Annotated in this window: 6 protein-coding genes and 2 pseudogenes; 5 read left to right on the plus strand and 3 right to left on the minus strand. The window is 33.3% G+C overall.

Features of this window, described 5'->3' with window-relative positions; genetic code table 11:
• Positions 1-81 precede the first annotated feature (81 nt).
• Positions 82-2,181 (minus strand): hypothetical protein, encoded by a 2,100-nt coding sequence (locus tag ACFXN8_RS19685; protein ID WP_386847362.1) that lies wholly within the window; start codon positions 2,179-2,181, stop codon positions 82-84.
• 198 nt (positions 2,182-2,379) lie between these two features.
• On the opposite strand from ACFXN8_RS19685, the gene ACFXN8_RS19690 reads away from it, so the two are divergent.
• Entirely contained in the window at positions 2,380-3,168 is a 789-nt protein-coding gene (locus ACFXN8_RS19690; RefSeq protein ID WP_386847363.1) for an alpha/beta fold hydrolase, read from the plus strand.
• 757 nt (positions 3,169-3,925) lie between these two features.
• On the opposite strand, the pseudogene ACFXN8_RS19695 reads toward ACFXN8_RS19690, so the two are convergent.
• Positions 3,926-5,155: pseudogene (locus tag ACFXN8_RS19695) on the minus strand (IS110 family RNA-guided transposase).
• A gap of 523 nt (positions 5,156-5,678) precedes the next feature.
• Here ACFXN8_RS19695 and ACFXN8_RS19700 point away from each other — a divergent pair.
• Positions 5,679-5,822 (plus strand): annotated as a pseudogene (locus ACFXN8_RS19700) (hypothetical protein); the annotation flags it as partial.
• Here ACFXN8_RS19700 and ACFXN8_RS19705 read toward each other — a convergent pair.
• Entirely contained in the window at positions 5,819-6,517 is a 699-nt protein-coding gene (locus ACFXN8_RS19705) for a 4'-phosphopantetheinyl transferase family protein (RefSeq protein ID WP_386847364.1), read from the minus strand. The pseudogene ACFXN8_RS19700 and the gene ACFXN8_RS19705 overlap by 4 nt on opposite strands.
• Positions 6,518-7,431: 914 nt before the next feature.
• Between ACFXN8_RS19705 and ACFXN8_RS19710 the strand changes: the two genes are divergently transcribed.
• The 3 genes from ACFXN8_RS19710 to ACFXN8_RS19720 all read left to right on the plus strand — a co-directional run.
• Positions 7,432-15,282 carry an amino acid adenylation domain-containing protein gene (locus tag ACFXN8_RS19710; protein WP_386847365.1) on the plus strand — a complete coding sequence of 2,617 codons (7,851 nt, stop codon included), beginning with the start codon at positions 7,432-7,434 and terminating at the stop codon, positions 15,280-15,282.
• A gap of 22 nt (positions 15,283-15,304) precedes the next feature.
• Complete coding sequence (locus ACFXN8_RS19715) at positions 15,305-16,273, plus strand: TauD/TfdA family dioxygenase (protein WP_386847366.1); 969 nt, start codon at positions 15,305-15,307, stop codon at positions 16,271-16,273.
• A gap of 14 nt (positions 16,274-16,287) precedes the next feature.
• Positions 16,288-18,074 (plus strand): AMP-binding protein (locus tag ACFXN8_RS19720; RefSeq protein ID WP_386847367.1); only part of this gene is annotated, 1,787 nt, incomplete at its 3' end.

Raw genomic sequence — 18,074 nt, forward strand, 5'->3', positions numbered from 1 at the left:
TTTTTTCGAAATGGCGGTTTTTTATTTTGTTTATAGAGGATTGAAGGCATCAACTTGTATACCTTTTTCAATGTAGAAATTTTATATATTTGTAAAGTGTTCATTTTCCTTTTGTTCATAGTTTTCACGGCGAATTTTGATGTTTTGTAATACACTGTCTAGAACATTCCGTTCAGACAGCGTTTGATAAAGGACATTTTGTACCTCTGCGGCTTCCTTGTTTTCTTCTTGATTACTTAGAAATTCACTGTATGTTTCCATATATTCGTGATAATCAATATTAGAAAGTGTCTTAGCAGCAATTTGGTTGTGCTTAGTTAAAGCAGAAGTAAACTGTTTACGTGCCTCATCTGGTTGGGCAGGTATTATTTTGATTTTACCTCTTGTATCTGAGTCTCCTGTGAAATCAAGGAATTGATAATCAAACGCCAATGGTTTAGCAAGAGCGATATGAGCGTGAAGAGCAACAGCATGGTCACTAAGTTTTTCAGTTACCTCACGAAGGATATCGTTCCCTTTTTCAAGATAACGACTGCCATCGAGTGCGAGAACACGGCCGACTTCTTCAGAGAAAAAGTCTTGAGCAAGGAATTCCTGATCGTATCCGGTAGGCGGTAAAACTCGAAGTCTTAAGTTATTTGATACGATGTTATGGCCATTTATTTGCATAGCCACTTGAATGTTATAAAATCCTGGGTCATCAATTAACCAGCCATTTTTCCCTACGGAAACGAAAATGGTTTCGTACAGTGATTCACTAGGCATCATTACTTTGTTCTCTATCTTCCATAAATACTGAACATGAGGTAGTAACCGACGTCCTTGTTTTCCATCTTTTTTAACCATTACAGACATTCCGTATAAATCGGACAATAAATGTTTATTGATTGACTGAGGTTGATTCGAAGTATTCGTTAGTTTGATTTCAATAACTGTAGGTTCTAACCATTGGAATATAGGTGTTTTACGGTTAACCCTCAATTCAAGATTAAAAGAAGGGTGAATAGAAATGGTTGGTTGCTCAAAACCATGATCTACAGCCCAGTCAGCATTACCCATTTGTACGAAGCGCTCAGGTGCGTGTCGCATAAACAACAGTTCTTGATCACTAAAACGATACTCAAAGTTTTTAAAGAACTCCTTGCCATTAGTTTTACTATCAAAATTGTAAGGATAATTCATAAAGCTTAGAGCCTTTGGTTCTGGGATAAGAGGGCGCTCCAAAGGTTCCCAAGGATGACCTAGATGTTTTTGCCAAGAGTGCAGAAGATTAAAAGCATGTCCCATCTCATGGCAAGCACACCAAAAACGATAGCGCTGTACAAAAGCTTCAGGAGCGGGATCACCTTTAGGAGGATCGGCAATAAATGAATTATTGAAAATGGCAGTCCCTTGGCGATGATTCGGACCTATGCTATCAAACATAATACCGCCTAGACCATGGCCTTCTTCAGCTTCCGAATTTGCAAAAAATGTCCACATGGACCATTGGGGCTTATTATCAAAGTGTGACCAATATACTTGCATGGCATCATGCATTTCTTGAGTGTTCCACTTTTTATCAGTCCCGGCATAGTCTTTGGAAACAATATTATTACCGTCTGATATTTTTACATCAAACCCAGTTCGTTTAAAAACCTCTGCGATTGATAGAGTTTCATCCGGCAAAGATGCTGGCTTGTCTGGATGCGCGTGTGTTTGATAGGTCGTGAATGGTGTTGTCCCTTCTTCTGCATCAAATTCAAATTCCACAGGATGGAAGTAAGGAGATTGAAACTTGAACGTGCTAGTTCTGTCTGTCTCCCCTCCGATCAGAAACGCGACTTCGGCAGTATGCTGTTCAGGTAATGAACCGCGTGTTACCTGTATTTTTACATTTGTATAAGGAAATGATTGTATGTCATCTAGGTATTTATTTCGAATATTGCCTGTCCAAGTATCTGGACCATTAGCTGTTAACTTAGCAATCCAATGAATAGTAGAAGACATGTTTGAAATAATAGTTCCGCTTGCTACCATTTGTGGGTAGTATCCGTCTACGTCGAGGCGAAGTTCCTCACTGATTAGCTGTTCGCTCCATGCATATAAACCACTAATTGGTGAGAGGGGAAAATCGCCTAAACTGGAAGGGTTAATGGCTTTAACTAATTCTTTTGTTTCGTTCGTTTTGTTTTGATCCATCTGTATGACCTCCATGTTTATTATTTTTTTGTCTTTCTTCCTCAATCCCAAGAGCCACAATGCTTCATCAAAAATGCAAAATGTTTTTCAAGTATTATATATGCAGCAGAAACTATAAATATGACACTAAAAATAGTAAAATAAATACAGTGAATAAAAATGCTGGAATAATCTAATTATTTCCCGAGAAATACAAGAATGAAGAAAGAAGGTGTGGTAATGCATTATAAGGAGTACGGAGATCTACATAAGCCACTCATATTGTTGATTCATGGGGGTGGTGTTGGAGGGTGGATGTGGGATAAACAAGTCCAATACTTTTCCGATTATCATTGCGTAGTACCAGAATTACTAGATAACGAGGCTAATAATACCTCTGATTTTTCAATTGAAGATAGTGCAAAAAAACTTCTAACTATAATAGAAGAGAAAGCAAAAAATAAACGTGTTATAGTAGTCGGTTTTTCATTAGGAGCACAAATTGCTATTCAAATGGTTAGTTTAAAACCGCAATTAATAGATTTTGCCATCATCAACAGTGCTTTAGTGACACCTTCCCCAATTGCAGAAAAATGGATTCGACCATTGATAAAATTAACTTTTCCCTTAATAAAAAATAAATCATTCGCCAAGCTTCAAGCTAAAACGTTATATGTAGATCAAGACTATTTTGAGCAATATTATGAAGATAGTTCAAAGATAAAATTAGATACCCTTATTAAAATATTGCAAGAGAATATGTCGTTTGCCATACCACATGATTTTTCGAAAGCCCAATGTAACATTTTAGTAACGGTCGGTGAAAAAGAGAAGGGCAACATGAAAAAATCTGCACTCCATCTTGTGAATAGCAATCCTAATTGTCAAGGTGTTGTGTTATCTAATATTGGTCACGGTGTCTCATTAGCGAACCCTGAGTTTTTTAACCGTTTTGTTGAAGAGTGGATTAAGGATGGGAAGTTACCAGAAGGGGAGGTTATCAATTAGTCAATAGTGCAAAAAGGAATCTATTTTTACTTTTTGCCTATTCTATATAATAGGTAGGGAAGATATTTGTAAAGTGTATGTGGGGACAGGGCATCTCCGTGGGGATCAACGGATAGAGGACGTCCCAGGATTTACATGTGATGCGTATTGTTGTATAAATGCATCAGCAGTAGTTCAGATGGATAGAGCAACGGCCTTCTAAGCAGTCGGTTGGGGGTTCGAATCCCTCCTGGGACGTATCAAGATTCAGATGGAATAAGTTTGAACCAACCGAAAAGCACTTCAAATCCTTTAGTATCAAGGGTTTAAGGCACTTTTGCTTTTTTTGAGAATACGTTAGAAAAGGATAGAAAATGAAAAGTTTCTACACATTTTCTACACATGAAGGGTTTGTAGAAAGCGGTATTTAGCATTGTTTTAAACCTTAAAATATTTATAATCCGTTACTTTTTGTTTTATCTACAATAATCAAATCAGATTGTATTTGCTACTGCATCAGTATTACTGATCGATACGTTTCTATATTTTTGTTTTTTGCCTATTTTGTGGAGATTTATTTGTTCAACAATCGGGCCATTTTCTGGAATAATGGATTTAACGAACTTAGCGAATTTGGTGAAGGTATTGTGGAAGATATCATTTAAACTCCCATGAAAATAAAATCTCTGGCACTAAAAAAGTCCATGCTAAAACAAACGGCGACCTTTATATTCAAAAAAATGGTAGCGCCTAAAATAGAGATCTGGTTTAGATTGTATTAGGAAGCACCAGGTTCAGTGATGGTCACATTGTAACCCAAACTTTCAAGTCTCCGAACAGAATATCGAATAATGGATTGTTCTTTTTGTTTATCAAAGTAGTCTTCGCCCAAGTCTACATACATTTCTTCCGCGTTAGAAGGTAATAGGCAATTCGTAAAATGGCATGAGCGACAGATATGCCTGCTCGCTTTTTACCCTTTCGGGCTGCAGTCCGTCTATATAATGCGCCTAGATAGGTTTTAGATCCCCTGACGGAATGAGCTGCTTCGATTAGAGCCGATTTCAAATATTTATTGCCTTTCTTCATAGCTGAAGATTTCCTTTTTCCTGCACTTTCGTTGTGTCCAGGTACTAGTCCTGCCCAAGAACAGAGATGTGCTGCACTTGGAAATTGCTTTTCTACATCAGTTCCGATTTCAGCTAGGATTTGTTCTGCCATTCGAGTGGCGATACCAGGAATAGAATCCAATCTTTCGATATCTTCTTGGTGTGTGGAAAGTCGGCAAGTAACTTCTTGATTTAACAATTCAATTTGTGCAGTCAGAAAATCAATATGAGTAAGAATGGTTTTAATCATTAGTCGTTGATGTGGTTGGATATAGCCACGAAGTGCGAGTTCAAGCTCTGCTTTTTTCTTTTTCATTGAACGTCTAGCGAAGCCAGCCAACTTTTCTGGATCATTTTCACCTTCGGCAATGGCACGAAGCATATCAAGAGAGGAAACACCCATCACATCTGACACAACAGAACCAAGTTTAATATTCGCACCTTCGAGTACCTTTTGAATGCGGTTATGTTGTCTCGCGCGTTCTTCAATCATACTCCGGCGATACCAAACTAATTCTCGCAATTCACGTTGTGTGCGATCTGGAACGAAGCTAGCTTTGAGCAATCCGTGACGAAGTAACTTGGCGATCCATTCCGCATCTTTAACATCAGTCTTACGCCCAGGAACCGCTTTGATATGTTGGGCATTATTTACAACTAAAAATTCGATACTCTCAGCCTCGAGTATGTTTACAATAGGCTTCCAAAATACACCTGTACTTTCCATAGCTACGTGAGTACAACCATGTTCTTTAATCCAATCAATCAATCAATTGCAATAAAAAAACCGTTTTAGTAGAAAAGCTTTGAATCACTTTGCCTTCTGGTGTCATAATACATGCGGTATTCGAATCTTTATGAATATCCATACCACATGCACGTTCAATGATGACTTCCATTAGAAACATCCTTTCTACGGCCAATCAAATTAGAGGCTGGTGCAGCAACCTGAGTAGGATGAATCTCCCATGATTGCTTCCCGTGAGGGAGCGACATTCAGTGATACACCGTGGTCGTTGGAGTCAGACTAACGGAAGGGCTCAAGGCACCATAGTTTATCGACCTTCCTCTCCCAGCCGTAGTATTCAATACCCGTTCTGAGTACATTTTCATCATCTGTGGTGAAGAGCTGATTTTTGCGCTTCATGGATGGCTAACGGGCAAGTTAGTGAAAGAAGTCATAATAATAAAGGGACAGAACCAACCTGCTTTTTAGGTACTATCCCTTTTGTTATTTATTTTTTTAACCCAGCAGCAAAGAGGAATCATTAACTGTAATGGTCGTTAAAATACTAGCCATTTCTTGAGAGGATTCTCAAAGTAATTGGTATTTGATAATTCCCATTTTCTAATGATGACCCGTATTCACGGATATGGAATACGTCCAAGCTTTCAGATTAACACCTATCTGTATTTGGTGTTTATAAGTTAGACCGTTTAGCAAGAAGTACAAAAGAATTATTTAGGTTAACAGAGGATCTGAATGAAAAGACAGTATGGATATATCTATATTCATTCTATGTCAAAAAAATTCAAAAATGGTTTACCATTTTTGAATTTTTTTAATAGTTTTCAATTTCTTGACATAGATTAGAGAATTTTTTAATTATTGGAAAATTAGGGAATGAATTAATTTCTGAACATACCGACAATTTGTAATCGTGGTCTACTTCATATTGTTTAAAATACCATGAATTTGTATCAAGCGAGCTCTGAAATGTAATTTTGTTTAAAGAATCCTTTTGTATAGTAAAGTCTTTTAAAGGAAAAAATAGTCCTTTACCAATGGCTTTAACATAGCTTTCCTTCAAAGTCCAAAGATCATAAAAATATTCTAATCTTTTACGTTTTTCCTGTATTGACATTAAATCAAAATATTCATATTCAGTCAAAAATTGTTTGGCGAAATTAAAATCAATGGGCTTAATCATTTCAATATCGATACCAATTTCAAAATTGTTGAGTGCGATTACTACCCAATCACCTGAATGCGATATATTATAAGAGAGCTGCTCTACATTTTTTAAATAAGGTTTTCCATATTCAGTAACATTGAATATAATATCATGATTTATTATTCCGAATTTTTCGCAAATTAAGCTTCGTAGCAGTATATCCGCTATTAAAGTTCGGTATGCATCCTCAACTTTAACAAAACGCTTAATTCGCTCTTTCTTTTGTAAATCCACGTATTGGGTTAACCTGCTAAATTGTAAACCCGTTATATATTCGGGAATTTTGACAGCATATATCTCAACCATATTAGCACCTCTACCTCCCTTAATATAATGGGGAGTTTTTTTTAGAATGGAAAGATAAAAAAACTATTCAAGTACTACCACATTATGTAATATATTCTCTATTCAGTCAAACGATACGCATAGTGGTCCGGCAATGACTTCCTTAGTTACTTCACTGCCTCGATGTGCTGGCAAGTCATGGTGAATATTGCATTAGGAAAATTACTTATAAATCGATAGTTAACGTGTATGTTTAAAATCCTTATGCAATTAGAGTCAGCCTTTTTAGTCTCCTGAAGAGTTAAATAAGCTGAGTAGGATGTTCATCTACATTCACAGCATTAATAACCGACGTTTTATATTGTTATGCATATGTACGTATTTTTGCAGGAGTTCCAAAAGTTCTAACTAAGAGATGCTCTAACATGCGAAAAACGCTTGTGTATCCATTGTATCAAGAATATTTGTTTGTAAAATAGAATATATTAGTATATCGACAAGTATTGCAGTTGTTGAAAATACTATCTGAATTCTTATAGAGGTTTTCCGGAAATATGTACTTATAAATCTTAATTTAAAATATTTTAAAGAATTTTTTCTTGCAAAAAAACTCAATCCTCCTGAATAAACATCAAAAAGTTCACTAACATTAAAATTCTTTCGGCTTATCAAATGTTTTTTTCATTAACAAATACCACTTTTGTATTTATTTTCAAATTCATTTCTTAATCCTTAATTTACCGATAATAATGACTTAAACTATCATAACAAATTAGATAATTATTTAGGATGTAATTATCAAAATTCTAAATATTTTATTTTTTTTAAAAATAGCTTGTTGTTTACGTTTTTGTTTGATATTCTAATTTATAAATACAAAAATTGTAAATTATATAAATTATTGGGATAATATTCTTGTGAAATGAGGAATTAGAATGTCAGAACAATATACTTTTGAGCAAAATGAACTAATCATTGAGGCTTCGCCTGAGCAAAAAAGATTATGGTTTTTTACTGAGTTGGTACCAGATGTACCTGTATACAACGTATACTATACATTTCATATTAAAGGGAATTTATTGATAGATATTTTGGAAGAAAGTGTAAATTTATTAGTAAAGAGACACGAGTCTCTAAGAACAAATTTTAAAGTCATTGATGGTAAATTAATGCAAGTAATTATGCCAAATAAATTTATACCTATTCATTATATGGATATAAATGAAGATTTAAAATACGAGGAAGATCAGGAGAAGGTAGTGCTAAATTGTATTGAAAATGAAGTAAGACATCGTTTTCAATTAGAGAATGGGCAATTACTAAAATTGAGTTTATTGGAAATTCAAAACGATGAATTTATTCTAATAATTAATATGCATCATATTATCTCCGATGGTTGGTCAATTGATATTTTCAGTAAAGAGTTTTCTAAAGTATATCACTCTTTAAAAAGAGGGGAAGATCCAACCTTAAATGAATTATTCATTCAGTATGCAGACTACTCAGAATGGGAACGACAACAAGATTTCAACTTTGATGAGCAACTTGACTATTGGACACATAAATTAAATGGTGCATCCCCTTTATTAGAATTACCAACCGATAAGGTCCGTCCATCTGTACAAAGCTTTTCAGGAAGTCAGTATGACTTTGAAATTCCTTATGAACTGTTGAAGTCTATTAAGAAGATGAGTAAACAAGAAGGCACGACACTTTTTACAACGTTACTGGCTGTATATAAAGTTTTATTATTTAGATACTCAGGTCAGGAAGACATCTTAGTGGGAACTCCTATAGCTAATAGAAATCATAATGAGATCGAAAATATAATGGGGATGTTTGCCAATAGTCTCGTATTAAGGACTGAGATCAATCCCAACTGGACATTTATTGATTTATTAGAGAACTTAAAACAAGTGGTATTAGATGCCTATGATAATAAAGATATTAATTTAGAAAAAATTATAGATAGTTTAAATATTCCTAGGTCAAATGCATACACTCCTTTTTTTCAAACCATGTTTGTATTAGAAAGTTCATCAAAATGGGAACTGGATGAGTTACAGATAACACCTTTAAACGTTCATAATAAAACGTCTAAATTTGATATTACTTTTACAATTAATGAATCTGTGTCTTCATGTCTCTGCTCGATTGAATACTATGATGAACTTTTTGAAAAGGAGACGATAATCCAATTTGCACAATCTTTTTTAGTTTTATTAGAGAATGTAATTAAAGAGAGGAATAAAAAAATTTCTCAGATTGGTCTAGTCACAGATTCTCAGATTACAAGATATAATAACAATTCCGATTCAGAATCATTGTTGACTGATAAATATGAATGTATACACAACGTATTTGAGGAACAAGTAAGGCGGTACCCTTATAAAGCTGCTATTAAATATGAAGATAATTCATATACTTACGAGGAATTGAATCAAAGATCTAACCAAGTAGCAAATTATTTAATTAGGCAAGGTGTGCAGAAAAACTCGTACGTTGGAATTTGTATAGAAAGATCTATAGAAATGGTGGTGGGTATTCTAGGGATTTTGAAAGCAGGTGCAGCTTATGTCCCAATCGATCCCAGACAGCCGCATGAAAGACAGTCTTTTATTGTCAACGATGTGAATATGAAACTTGTATTAACCCAGCAGCATTTATTTGATACTTTTTCATGTGATATTAAAGTAATAGCATTAGACAGGGATGTTGAAGAAATAGAAAAGGAAGATAATTCTAATCCTGATGTTAAGTCAGAATCTCAAAATCCTGCTTATGTAATTTATACATCGGGGTCAACAGGTAAACCAAAAGGTGTTATCATCCCTCATAGAAATGTGATCAGATTATTTAGTAGTACATCACATTGGTTTAGATTTAACGAAAAAGATGTTTGGACGAATTATCATTCATTTTCATTTGATTTTTCTGTGTGGGAAATCTGGGGGGCTCTATTGCATGGAGGGAAATTAATTGTCGTTCCTCATTGGATTAGTAGATCACCAAAAGATTTTATTGATTTAATCTTTAAAGAAAAGGTTAGCATTTTAAATCAAACACCAAGCGCTTTTAAAAATTTAATGCCTGTTTTACTAGAAGCGAGACATCCCGAGTTAGATCTTCGATATATAGTGTTTGGTGGAGAGACTTTAGAATTTGGAGATCTAAAGGATTGGTTTACGTATTATGGTGATGAGCATCCTAAATTAATCAATATGTACGGAATTACCGAAACAACTGTACACGTTACTTATTTTCCAGTTACAAAAGAAAGTGTTCATCTTTCTAAAGGTAGCATTACCGGGGTTCCAATCCCTGATTTGGAAATTTATGTATTGGATAAGTTTATGCAACCTGTTCCTCCTGGTGTACACGGAGAACTCTACATTGGTGGTGAGGGGTTAGCAGAAGGTTATTTAAATAGAGCAGAACTAACCAATGAAAGATTTATTAAAAATCCATTTAAGACTAATGGAAAGCTATATAAATCGGGTGATATCGTAAAAGTAACGAATGATAATAATTTAGTATATATTGGACGCATTGATAATCAAATAAAGCTAAATGGATATCGAATTGAGCTTGGGGAGATTCAAAAAGTTATTAAAGATTACCCTGATATTAAAGATGTCCTCTTAATGGTTTATGAGGACGATGAGTCTAACAAAATTTTAGTATTATACATTGTTGAAAATCATCAAGTTAATATTAATTTACTAAATGATTATATAGAAAGCCAACTACCAGAATACATGGTTCCTCAAGTGATTATTCCAATCGATAAATTTCCATTAACAAACAATGGGAAAGTGGACATAAAAGCATTACCATCACCTACTTCGCATATAAATGATGATACTAAAAGTGAAGTAAAGGACTGGTCTAGAAATCAAATAGAGGAAACTCTAGTTAGATTATGGGCGGGTGTATTAAAGAAGAATTCCGTTGGATTAGAGGATAACTTTTTTGAACTTGGTGGAGATTCGATAAGCAGTATTCTAATTGTAGCAGAAGGAAGAAAATATGGTCTTGATTTTTCTATACAGGATCTTTTTAGAAATAGAACGATAAAGAATTTGTCAAAATTAATAATAAAAAATCAACAATTACAGAATCATAAAGTAAATGTGGAAGAACCTGTTATAGAATCAATAGAAGTTAAACAATGGCAAAACGATGTAGAGGATGCATATCCACTTACAAGATTGCAAGAAGGTATGCTATATCAAAGTGAGCTCACTCAAGGCTCAAGGTCTTACATTAACATCACCTCTTTTAAGGTTAAATTCCCTTATGATCACGAGGCATTATATAAATCGTTAGAAATTATGATGAATCATCATGTTATACTCAGAACATCATTTGACCTAGTAAATTATAATCAACCATTACAACTTGTTCATAAGAAAGTGGAACCTCCAGTGTCTACTTTTGATATTACTGAATATAACTCCATTCAACAAAATGAACTCATTCATGATTGGATAAAAAAAGAAAAAAATATACAGTTTGACTGGGGAAAAGCTCCACTATTCACAATTACAATACATCAAAGAAATTCACATGAGTTCCAATTTACATTAAAAGAGCATCATGCCATTTTAGATGGATGGAGCGTAGCTAACTTTATAAGCGAATTGTTCGATTTATATCAGTCCTTTAAAAACAATAAACGAGTTGATAGTAAAAAGTTTGATATGAATGTTATAAAAAAATATGTTGAGCTTGAAACAGAGGCAATAAGTTCATCAAAACAATTATCCTATTGGTTAAGAATATTAGAGGACTATGAGTATAAAAACTTTCCTAAATTGAATTCTCAACAATCAGATGAAATACCATATAATCCAAAAATGACAAAGAAAATTCTCATTTCAAATGAAATATTTGAAAAGGTAAAAAAGCTAAGTAAGATAGCGGCGGTTCATTATAAAGCTGTTTTATTGTCTGCTCATTGCTCTGTACTTGGTCTGTTATCAGGTAAAAAAGATGTGTTAACGGGACTCGTTACAAATGGTCGTCCAGAAGTAACTGATGGTGCTGACTTCTTAGGTCTATTTCTAAATATGACCCCTCTACGGGTTAAATTAGATAGGAAAACATGGATAGACTTAATAAAGGATGTTTTTGATAAGGAGCAAGATTCCATACCTTATAACCGATATCCGATGGTGGATTTGAAAAATAGCGTTGGAGTAAACAGATTATTTGAATCAACTTTTAACTATATTCACTTTCACGTCTATGATTCATTATTAGATAATCAAAGTATAGAGTTATGGGATACGTTAGATGAGGGATTAACTGAGATACCATTTAGTGTAAGCTTTAATTTGAATCCTATTAATTCGCGTCTTGAATTGATAGTTGAATGGGATTCGTCTCTATTTACTGCTGAACAAATGGAACTAATTGTAGGTTATTATAATAAATCTATTGAAATAATGGCTGAAAATCCATATTCGATGATTAAAACTGATAAATTAATTTCTGAAGTGGAAAAAAACAAAATATTAAACGAATTTAGTAAAAGTTCAGGAGAACAACCTACTATTAAGACATCCTGTTTGATTCATCAATTATTTGAGGAACAAGTGAAGACAATACCAAAAAATATAGCTGTCCAATATGAAAAACAAACTCTAACCTATAAAGAGCTAAATCAGCAAGCAAACCGATTTGCCAATTATCTTCTAAGAAACGGATTGAAAAGTGGCGATATAGTAGGCGTAGCAATGGAAAGGTCTATAGAACTTATTATTACAGTGCTAGGTATTCTTAAATCCGGAGGAGCATACGTTCCAATTGATCCTCAGCAGTCAACCGAAAGAATTTCTTATATATTAGAACAATCAAACACGAAAATCATTATTAGTCAAAAAGAAGTATCTCATGTTGTATCCGCAGATGATTATAATGTGAAACTTTTTGATGAGATTTTATTCGAATTATTCAGGGAAAAAGATACTGATTTGAACTTGGACCTTAATTTAGAACATGCAGCTTATTTGTTATATACATCAGGTTCAACTGGTATGCCTAAGGGAGTTCTTGTGCCACATAGAGCCATCAGTAATCATACGTTATGGAAGCAAAGAGAGTTTCCATTGGGCTTTCAAGATGTGGTATTACAAAAGACCGCGTTTACTTTTGATGTTTCTGTTTCAGAGATATTTGCACCTCTAATTGCTGGAGCGAAATTACTAATGGCAAAACCGAATGGACATCTAGATCCCGAATACCTTCTAGATATTATTAAAAATGAAAAAGTTACACTACTTCAAGTGGTTCCGACGATGTTAAATTTACTTACAGAAAATAGTGTGAAATTACAATCTTGTACATCATTAAGATATATGTTGTGTGGAGGGGAATATTTGAAGTTAGAATTGGTCAATAGATTCCAATCCCTCCATAATGGACAATTAGTTAACTTATATGGCCCAACGGAGACTTGTATAGACTCAACATATTGGATTAGTGACAAGAATGACTATTCAAATCAGATTCCTATTGGTTACCCCGTTGAAGGGTGCGATGCATACATTCTAGACTCCCAGCTAGGAATTTTACCAGTGGGTGTTATAGGTGAGCTGTACATTGGCGGGAAAGGATTGGCAATTGGATATATTAATAAATCTGATTTAACTGCTGATAAATTTATACCAAATCCTTTCACGCAGGATGGCTCTCGTTTATACAGAACAGGTGATTTAGCAAAGTTTCTCCCTGACGGAAGTATTGAATATATAGGCAGACAAGATCAGCAGCTTAAAATAAATGGTAATAGAGTAGAAGTGGAAGAGATTGAATCATCTATGAAACTGTTTCCAGGTATTCTAGAAGTCGTTGTGTCTGCGGATAAGGACCAGAATGATAATACCATACTTGTAGCTTACTATGTTAAAAGAAAAAGTACTTCTATTTTCAATAACAATGAATTCAATGAATTTCTTAAGCAGAGGTTACCTTATTATATGGTCCCAAGTAGATATATTTGTTTAGATAGTTTTCCGACAACTTCTAGTGGAAAAGTAGATCGTAATGCACTTCCTAAGATTGAGCATTATGAAAAAATTTCTAAAGGGGTTTTTGAGGGTCCAAAGACATTAACAGAAGAAAAAATGCTGAAAATTTGGTCAGAGGTCTTTAAAGTCGATACGATTAATATTAATGAAAATTTCTTTGACTTAGGGGGGCATTCTTTAACTGCAATTAGGATTGTTTCTCGTTCTCGTGAAGTTTTTAAAAAAAACATATCTATCAGTTCTATTTTTGAAATTCCTATATTTAAAGAACTCTGTGAATATATTGAAGAGGAAACTGAGAAACTGCAGGAATCAGGGGAAATTATTCATATAGAAGAGCTACCAACGAACGAAGAATTACCACTATCTTATGTTCAACAGAGTATATGGATTCATACTCAAATATCTGACGATCCATCAATATACAATATTCCATTGATTATAAAAGTAAACAGCCCATTGAGAATACAAAAATTACAAAGAGCTTTAGATGCACTTGTAAAACGGCATGAAGCTTTACGTACAACTTTTGTTATTAAAGATAATACCCCTATTCAACAGATACATGAAGATTATAATGTCACTATTAAATGTGAAGATTTGTCAGATGAGTATTATACAGAGAAAGATCAAGTGGTAAAAGAAAAGATAAAAACTCAAATATGGAAACCTTTCTCCTTATCTGAGGGACCATTATTTAGATTACTACTTGTTAAACTTAATAAGAATGAAAATATACTGATTGGCTCATTCCACCATATCATTTTTGATGGGGACTCTAGTGGGATATTTGTTAATGAACTTTTTGAACTGTACAAAAGTGAATTGGATAACAACATAGGTCCTTATCAAAGCAAAGCATTGAAATATCAATATGTAGATTATGCAAAATGGCAAAGAAGATGGCTAACCACTACAGACTCTGTAAAACAACTAAATTATTGGAAAAATAAATTCATGCAAGATAAAACGAAAATAAAACTCCCGTATGATTTTATCAGAGAGACGGAGGATATAAACGGAAGAATTTGCACTGATATTTTAAACGAGTCGTTAAGTGGAAAAATTAATTCTATTTGTAATGAACATGGCTATACCAGATTCATGTTATTTATTACAGTATTTAAAACCATCTTGCATTATTTCTCTAAACAACAAGAAATCATTGTTGGTACACCCATTTCAAATAGAAATGGAATTGAATTTGAAGAAGTCATTGGTTGTTTTATTAATACAATCACTCTTTGTTCTGATTTTAGCAAGAACAAACCGCTTCTTACATTGATCGATGAAATAAGATATGAATTTATAGAATCTTTTCGACATGGACAAATACCAATTGAAAAAATAAACGAGGAATTTGCCTACAAAAAAGGGGAAAAAGATCATTCTATTTTCCAGATTTTATTTGCGTTCCATAATGACTTGGAAGTGGTACCTAAATTGAAAGATTTTTGCATAGAATTCATTGAAGTGGATAGAAGACCAGCAAAGTTTGACATTCATTTTGATGTAATTCAAAAGCAGGATACTTACCATATTCATTTAACGTATAACCCTAGTAAATTTGCTAAAAGTACAATAGTGAAAATGCTAAATTGCTATAAATTAGTGATTAACCAATTGGTAGACCATCCAAAAGTTATGTTAAATGATGTTTTAGACGCCTTAGATGAATATGAAAACAAGATTTTAGAGGAACGAAAAAAAGAGATAGCAACAAAAAGGATTTTAGACTTCGAAAAATTTTAAATAGGAAAGGTTGTTGTTATATATGTCTTTTCATAAATTACAAGATTATTTTAATGTAAATTATTCTGAAAAATCGCAAAATCTACCGTTGATATTAGAACCAAAGGTAAACGAGTTTAATTTAATTGATTGGATAAGTGATAATAAAGAGCTAATTAATAAAACCTTACTTGAGCGTGGGGGGATATTATTTAGGGGATTTAATGTTAACAATTCTAATGATTTTAGTGAATTGGTAAATAATTACAGTTCGAATCTTGTGAATTATATAGAACGCACAACTCCAAGACTGCAGATGAGTGATAATATCTATACTTCAACAGAGCATCCAGCTAACCAAACAATTGAGATGCATAATGAACTCTCGTATTCCGTTATATCTCCACAACTTATTTGGTTTTATTGTTTAGTACCGCCAAAAGTTGGCGGGGAAACACCAATTGCTGATGTTAGAAGAGTTTATAATCGAATACCTGAAGAAATAATTAAGAGATTTGAGAACAAAGGTTGGATGTTAGTAAGAAATTACGGAGACGGTTTTGGTCCAACTTGGCAAGAAGCTTTTAATACAACTGATAAAACTGTCGTAGAAGAATACTGTAATCAACATGAGATAGATTTTGAATGGAAAACAGATGATAGATTAAGGACTAAACAAGTTCGTCAGGCTGTGCGTAAGCATAAGATGACTAATGAAATGATCTGGTTCAATCATGTATCTTTCTATCATGTCTATAACCTTTCTTCTGAATTAAGAGAATTATTTCTTAGTGAATTTGGTTTAGAAAATATTCCATTTAATACGTATTATGGGGATGGTTCAATCATTGAAGATAATATAATAGAACAAATTAATCTTACTTTTGAACAAGAAAAGATTGAATTCAAATGGGAGAAAAATGACGTAATGTTATTAGATAATTACCTTGTAGCGCATTCTAGAAATCCGTTTCAAGGAGAAAGGAAAGTATTGGTTGCAATGGGCAACTAATATGTGGAGATTCTATGGGATTTTTATCACCTCAGCAAAGGTATCTTTCTGAACTTGAAAATAATGATTCATCATATTCTTATTTGGTACATTACACTTTTTCATTGGAAGGCACCTTAAATATCACTGTTTTTGAAGATACTATTAAAGAATTTTGGATTAATAATAATACTTTTCAATATACCGATGCTATTTGTCCAAGTATTAAATTTTACGATTTTTCAAAATATGGCGAACCAGCTCAGATTCAGCAAATCAGTGAAATAAGCAAGTATGCTTTAAAAGGGGACAGCAATGCAATTAGGTGTCACTTTGAAAGTATATTGGTGAAATTATCTAAACAAAAACATCTTTTAATTTTAACTTCTTCAGCTTTAAATTCTGATATCAATACTCAGTTAATAATGGATAAAATCGCTCATATTTATTCATTAAAATTGGATGGCGTTCAATCAAATAATAATCAGGTTCCTTTTATACGGGTCTCTGAATGGTTGAACAAAGTTGAAAAATCAGAAGAGAAAATATATTCAAAACAATATTGGGTCGATAAGTTAATACAAACTGAAACTCAAGAGGACCTATTTTTGAGTGACAAGGTTAATCAAAGTGAGAATATTCAAAGGTCTGGACCTAGAATTAAAAAAATATCTATACCCACCGACAATTATGTAATAACTCGAATGAAAAATTTAATAAATGGTGAACACGATATCTCAGATTATCTCTTGGCTATCTGGACTTTACTCTTAAGCAGACTGACAAATAACAAAAATTTGACTATTGGCTATTACTGTGAGGGTCGGACCGCTAGGCACCTTAAAGGAGTCATGGGACCAATTTCTAAATATGTTCCTCTTTCCGTTAACATTGATGAAGAATATACAAAGTTAAGTGAACATCTAGATAACGTACGTAATTTAGTCAGAGAAAGTAAAGAATCACAAATTGAATTTAACTGGGAAAGTATAAAGCAATATTTAAATACAATAGAAGGTATATATAGTGATAGTTACTTCAAGTATGGGTTTGATTATGAAGAAATTCAATCAACTGAGATTGGAACAGATTTAAAAATGAAGGTTCAGAGTATATTTTTAAACATTGACAAAAATGATTTAAGAATATCATGTGTTAATGACAACTACTCAGTTACATTGAACTTATATTACGATTCATACAAGTTTTCCGAGGATAATATGAATCGGGTTTTACTTGAGTATCATTCCCTTTTGTTAAATAGTCTGGAAGGTATTTCTCGTAAGTGCTTAGAGGTTGGCTTCGATAAAGAAGATGAAATTAAATTCAATTCAAGCAAAAAAAAGTTGCATTTTCATAATGAGTTCCTTTTCCATAAAGAGTTCGAAAGATGCGCAAGTCAATATCCAGATATCAAAGCTCTAGTTTATGGGGATACCTCGTTAAGCTACAAAGAATTAAACCAGCTCACCAATAAGTATGCAGCACTATTGAAGAAAAAAGGAGTTCAAAAAGGTGATATTGTAGCAATTTCTATGGAACGAACCTTTAAATATATTATTGGCATATTAGCTGTAATTAAAGTGGGAGCAGCATACCTACCAATTGACTCCAACTATCCTTTGGAAAGAGTAAAATATTTTATAAATGATAGCGAAGTAAACTTATTATTGACCGATTGTTATCAAGAACTTACGGAAATTGAACAAGTTATAGTTTCAACGGTATTGGACTCTAAAGAGAATTATCCAGACATCGACAATAACATAGAACCATATGATTTGATTTATACCATTTATACTTCTGGGTCAACAGGAGTGCC

The organism is Lysinibacillus sp. NPDC059133, assembly GCF_042755925.1.
Lineage (GTDB): Bacteria > Bacillota > Bacilli > Bacillales_A > Planococcaceae > Lysinibacillus.

What these genes read in the sequence shown, in the direction of transcription:
- ACFXN8_RS19690 (WP_386847363.1), top strand. Translation starts at nt 2,380, where the DNA reads ATGAAGAAAGAAGGTGTGGTAATGCATTATAAGGAGTACGGAGATCTA.
- ACFXN8_RS19685 (WP_386847362.1), bottom strand. Translation starts at nt 2,181, where the DNA reads ATGGATCAAAACAAAACGAACGAAACAAAAGAATTAGTTAAAGCCATT.
- ACFXN8_RS19715 (WP_386847366.1), top strand. Translation starts at nt 15,305, where the DNA reads ATGTCTTTTCATAAATTACAAGATTATTTTAATGTAAATTATTCTGAA.
- ACFXN8_RS19710 (WP_386847365.1), top strand. Translation starts at nt 7,432, where the DNA reads ATGTCAGAACAATATACTTTTGAGCAAAATGAACTAATCATTGAGGCT.
- ACFXN8_RS19705 (WP_386847364.1), bottom strand. Translation starts at nt 6,517, where the DNA reads ATGGTTGAGATATATGCTGTCAAAATTCCCGAATATATAACGGGTTTA.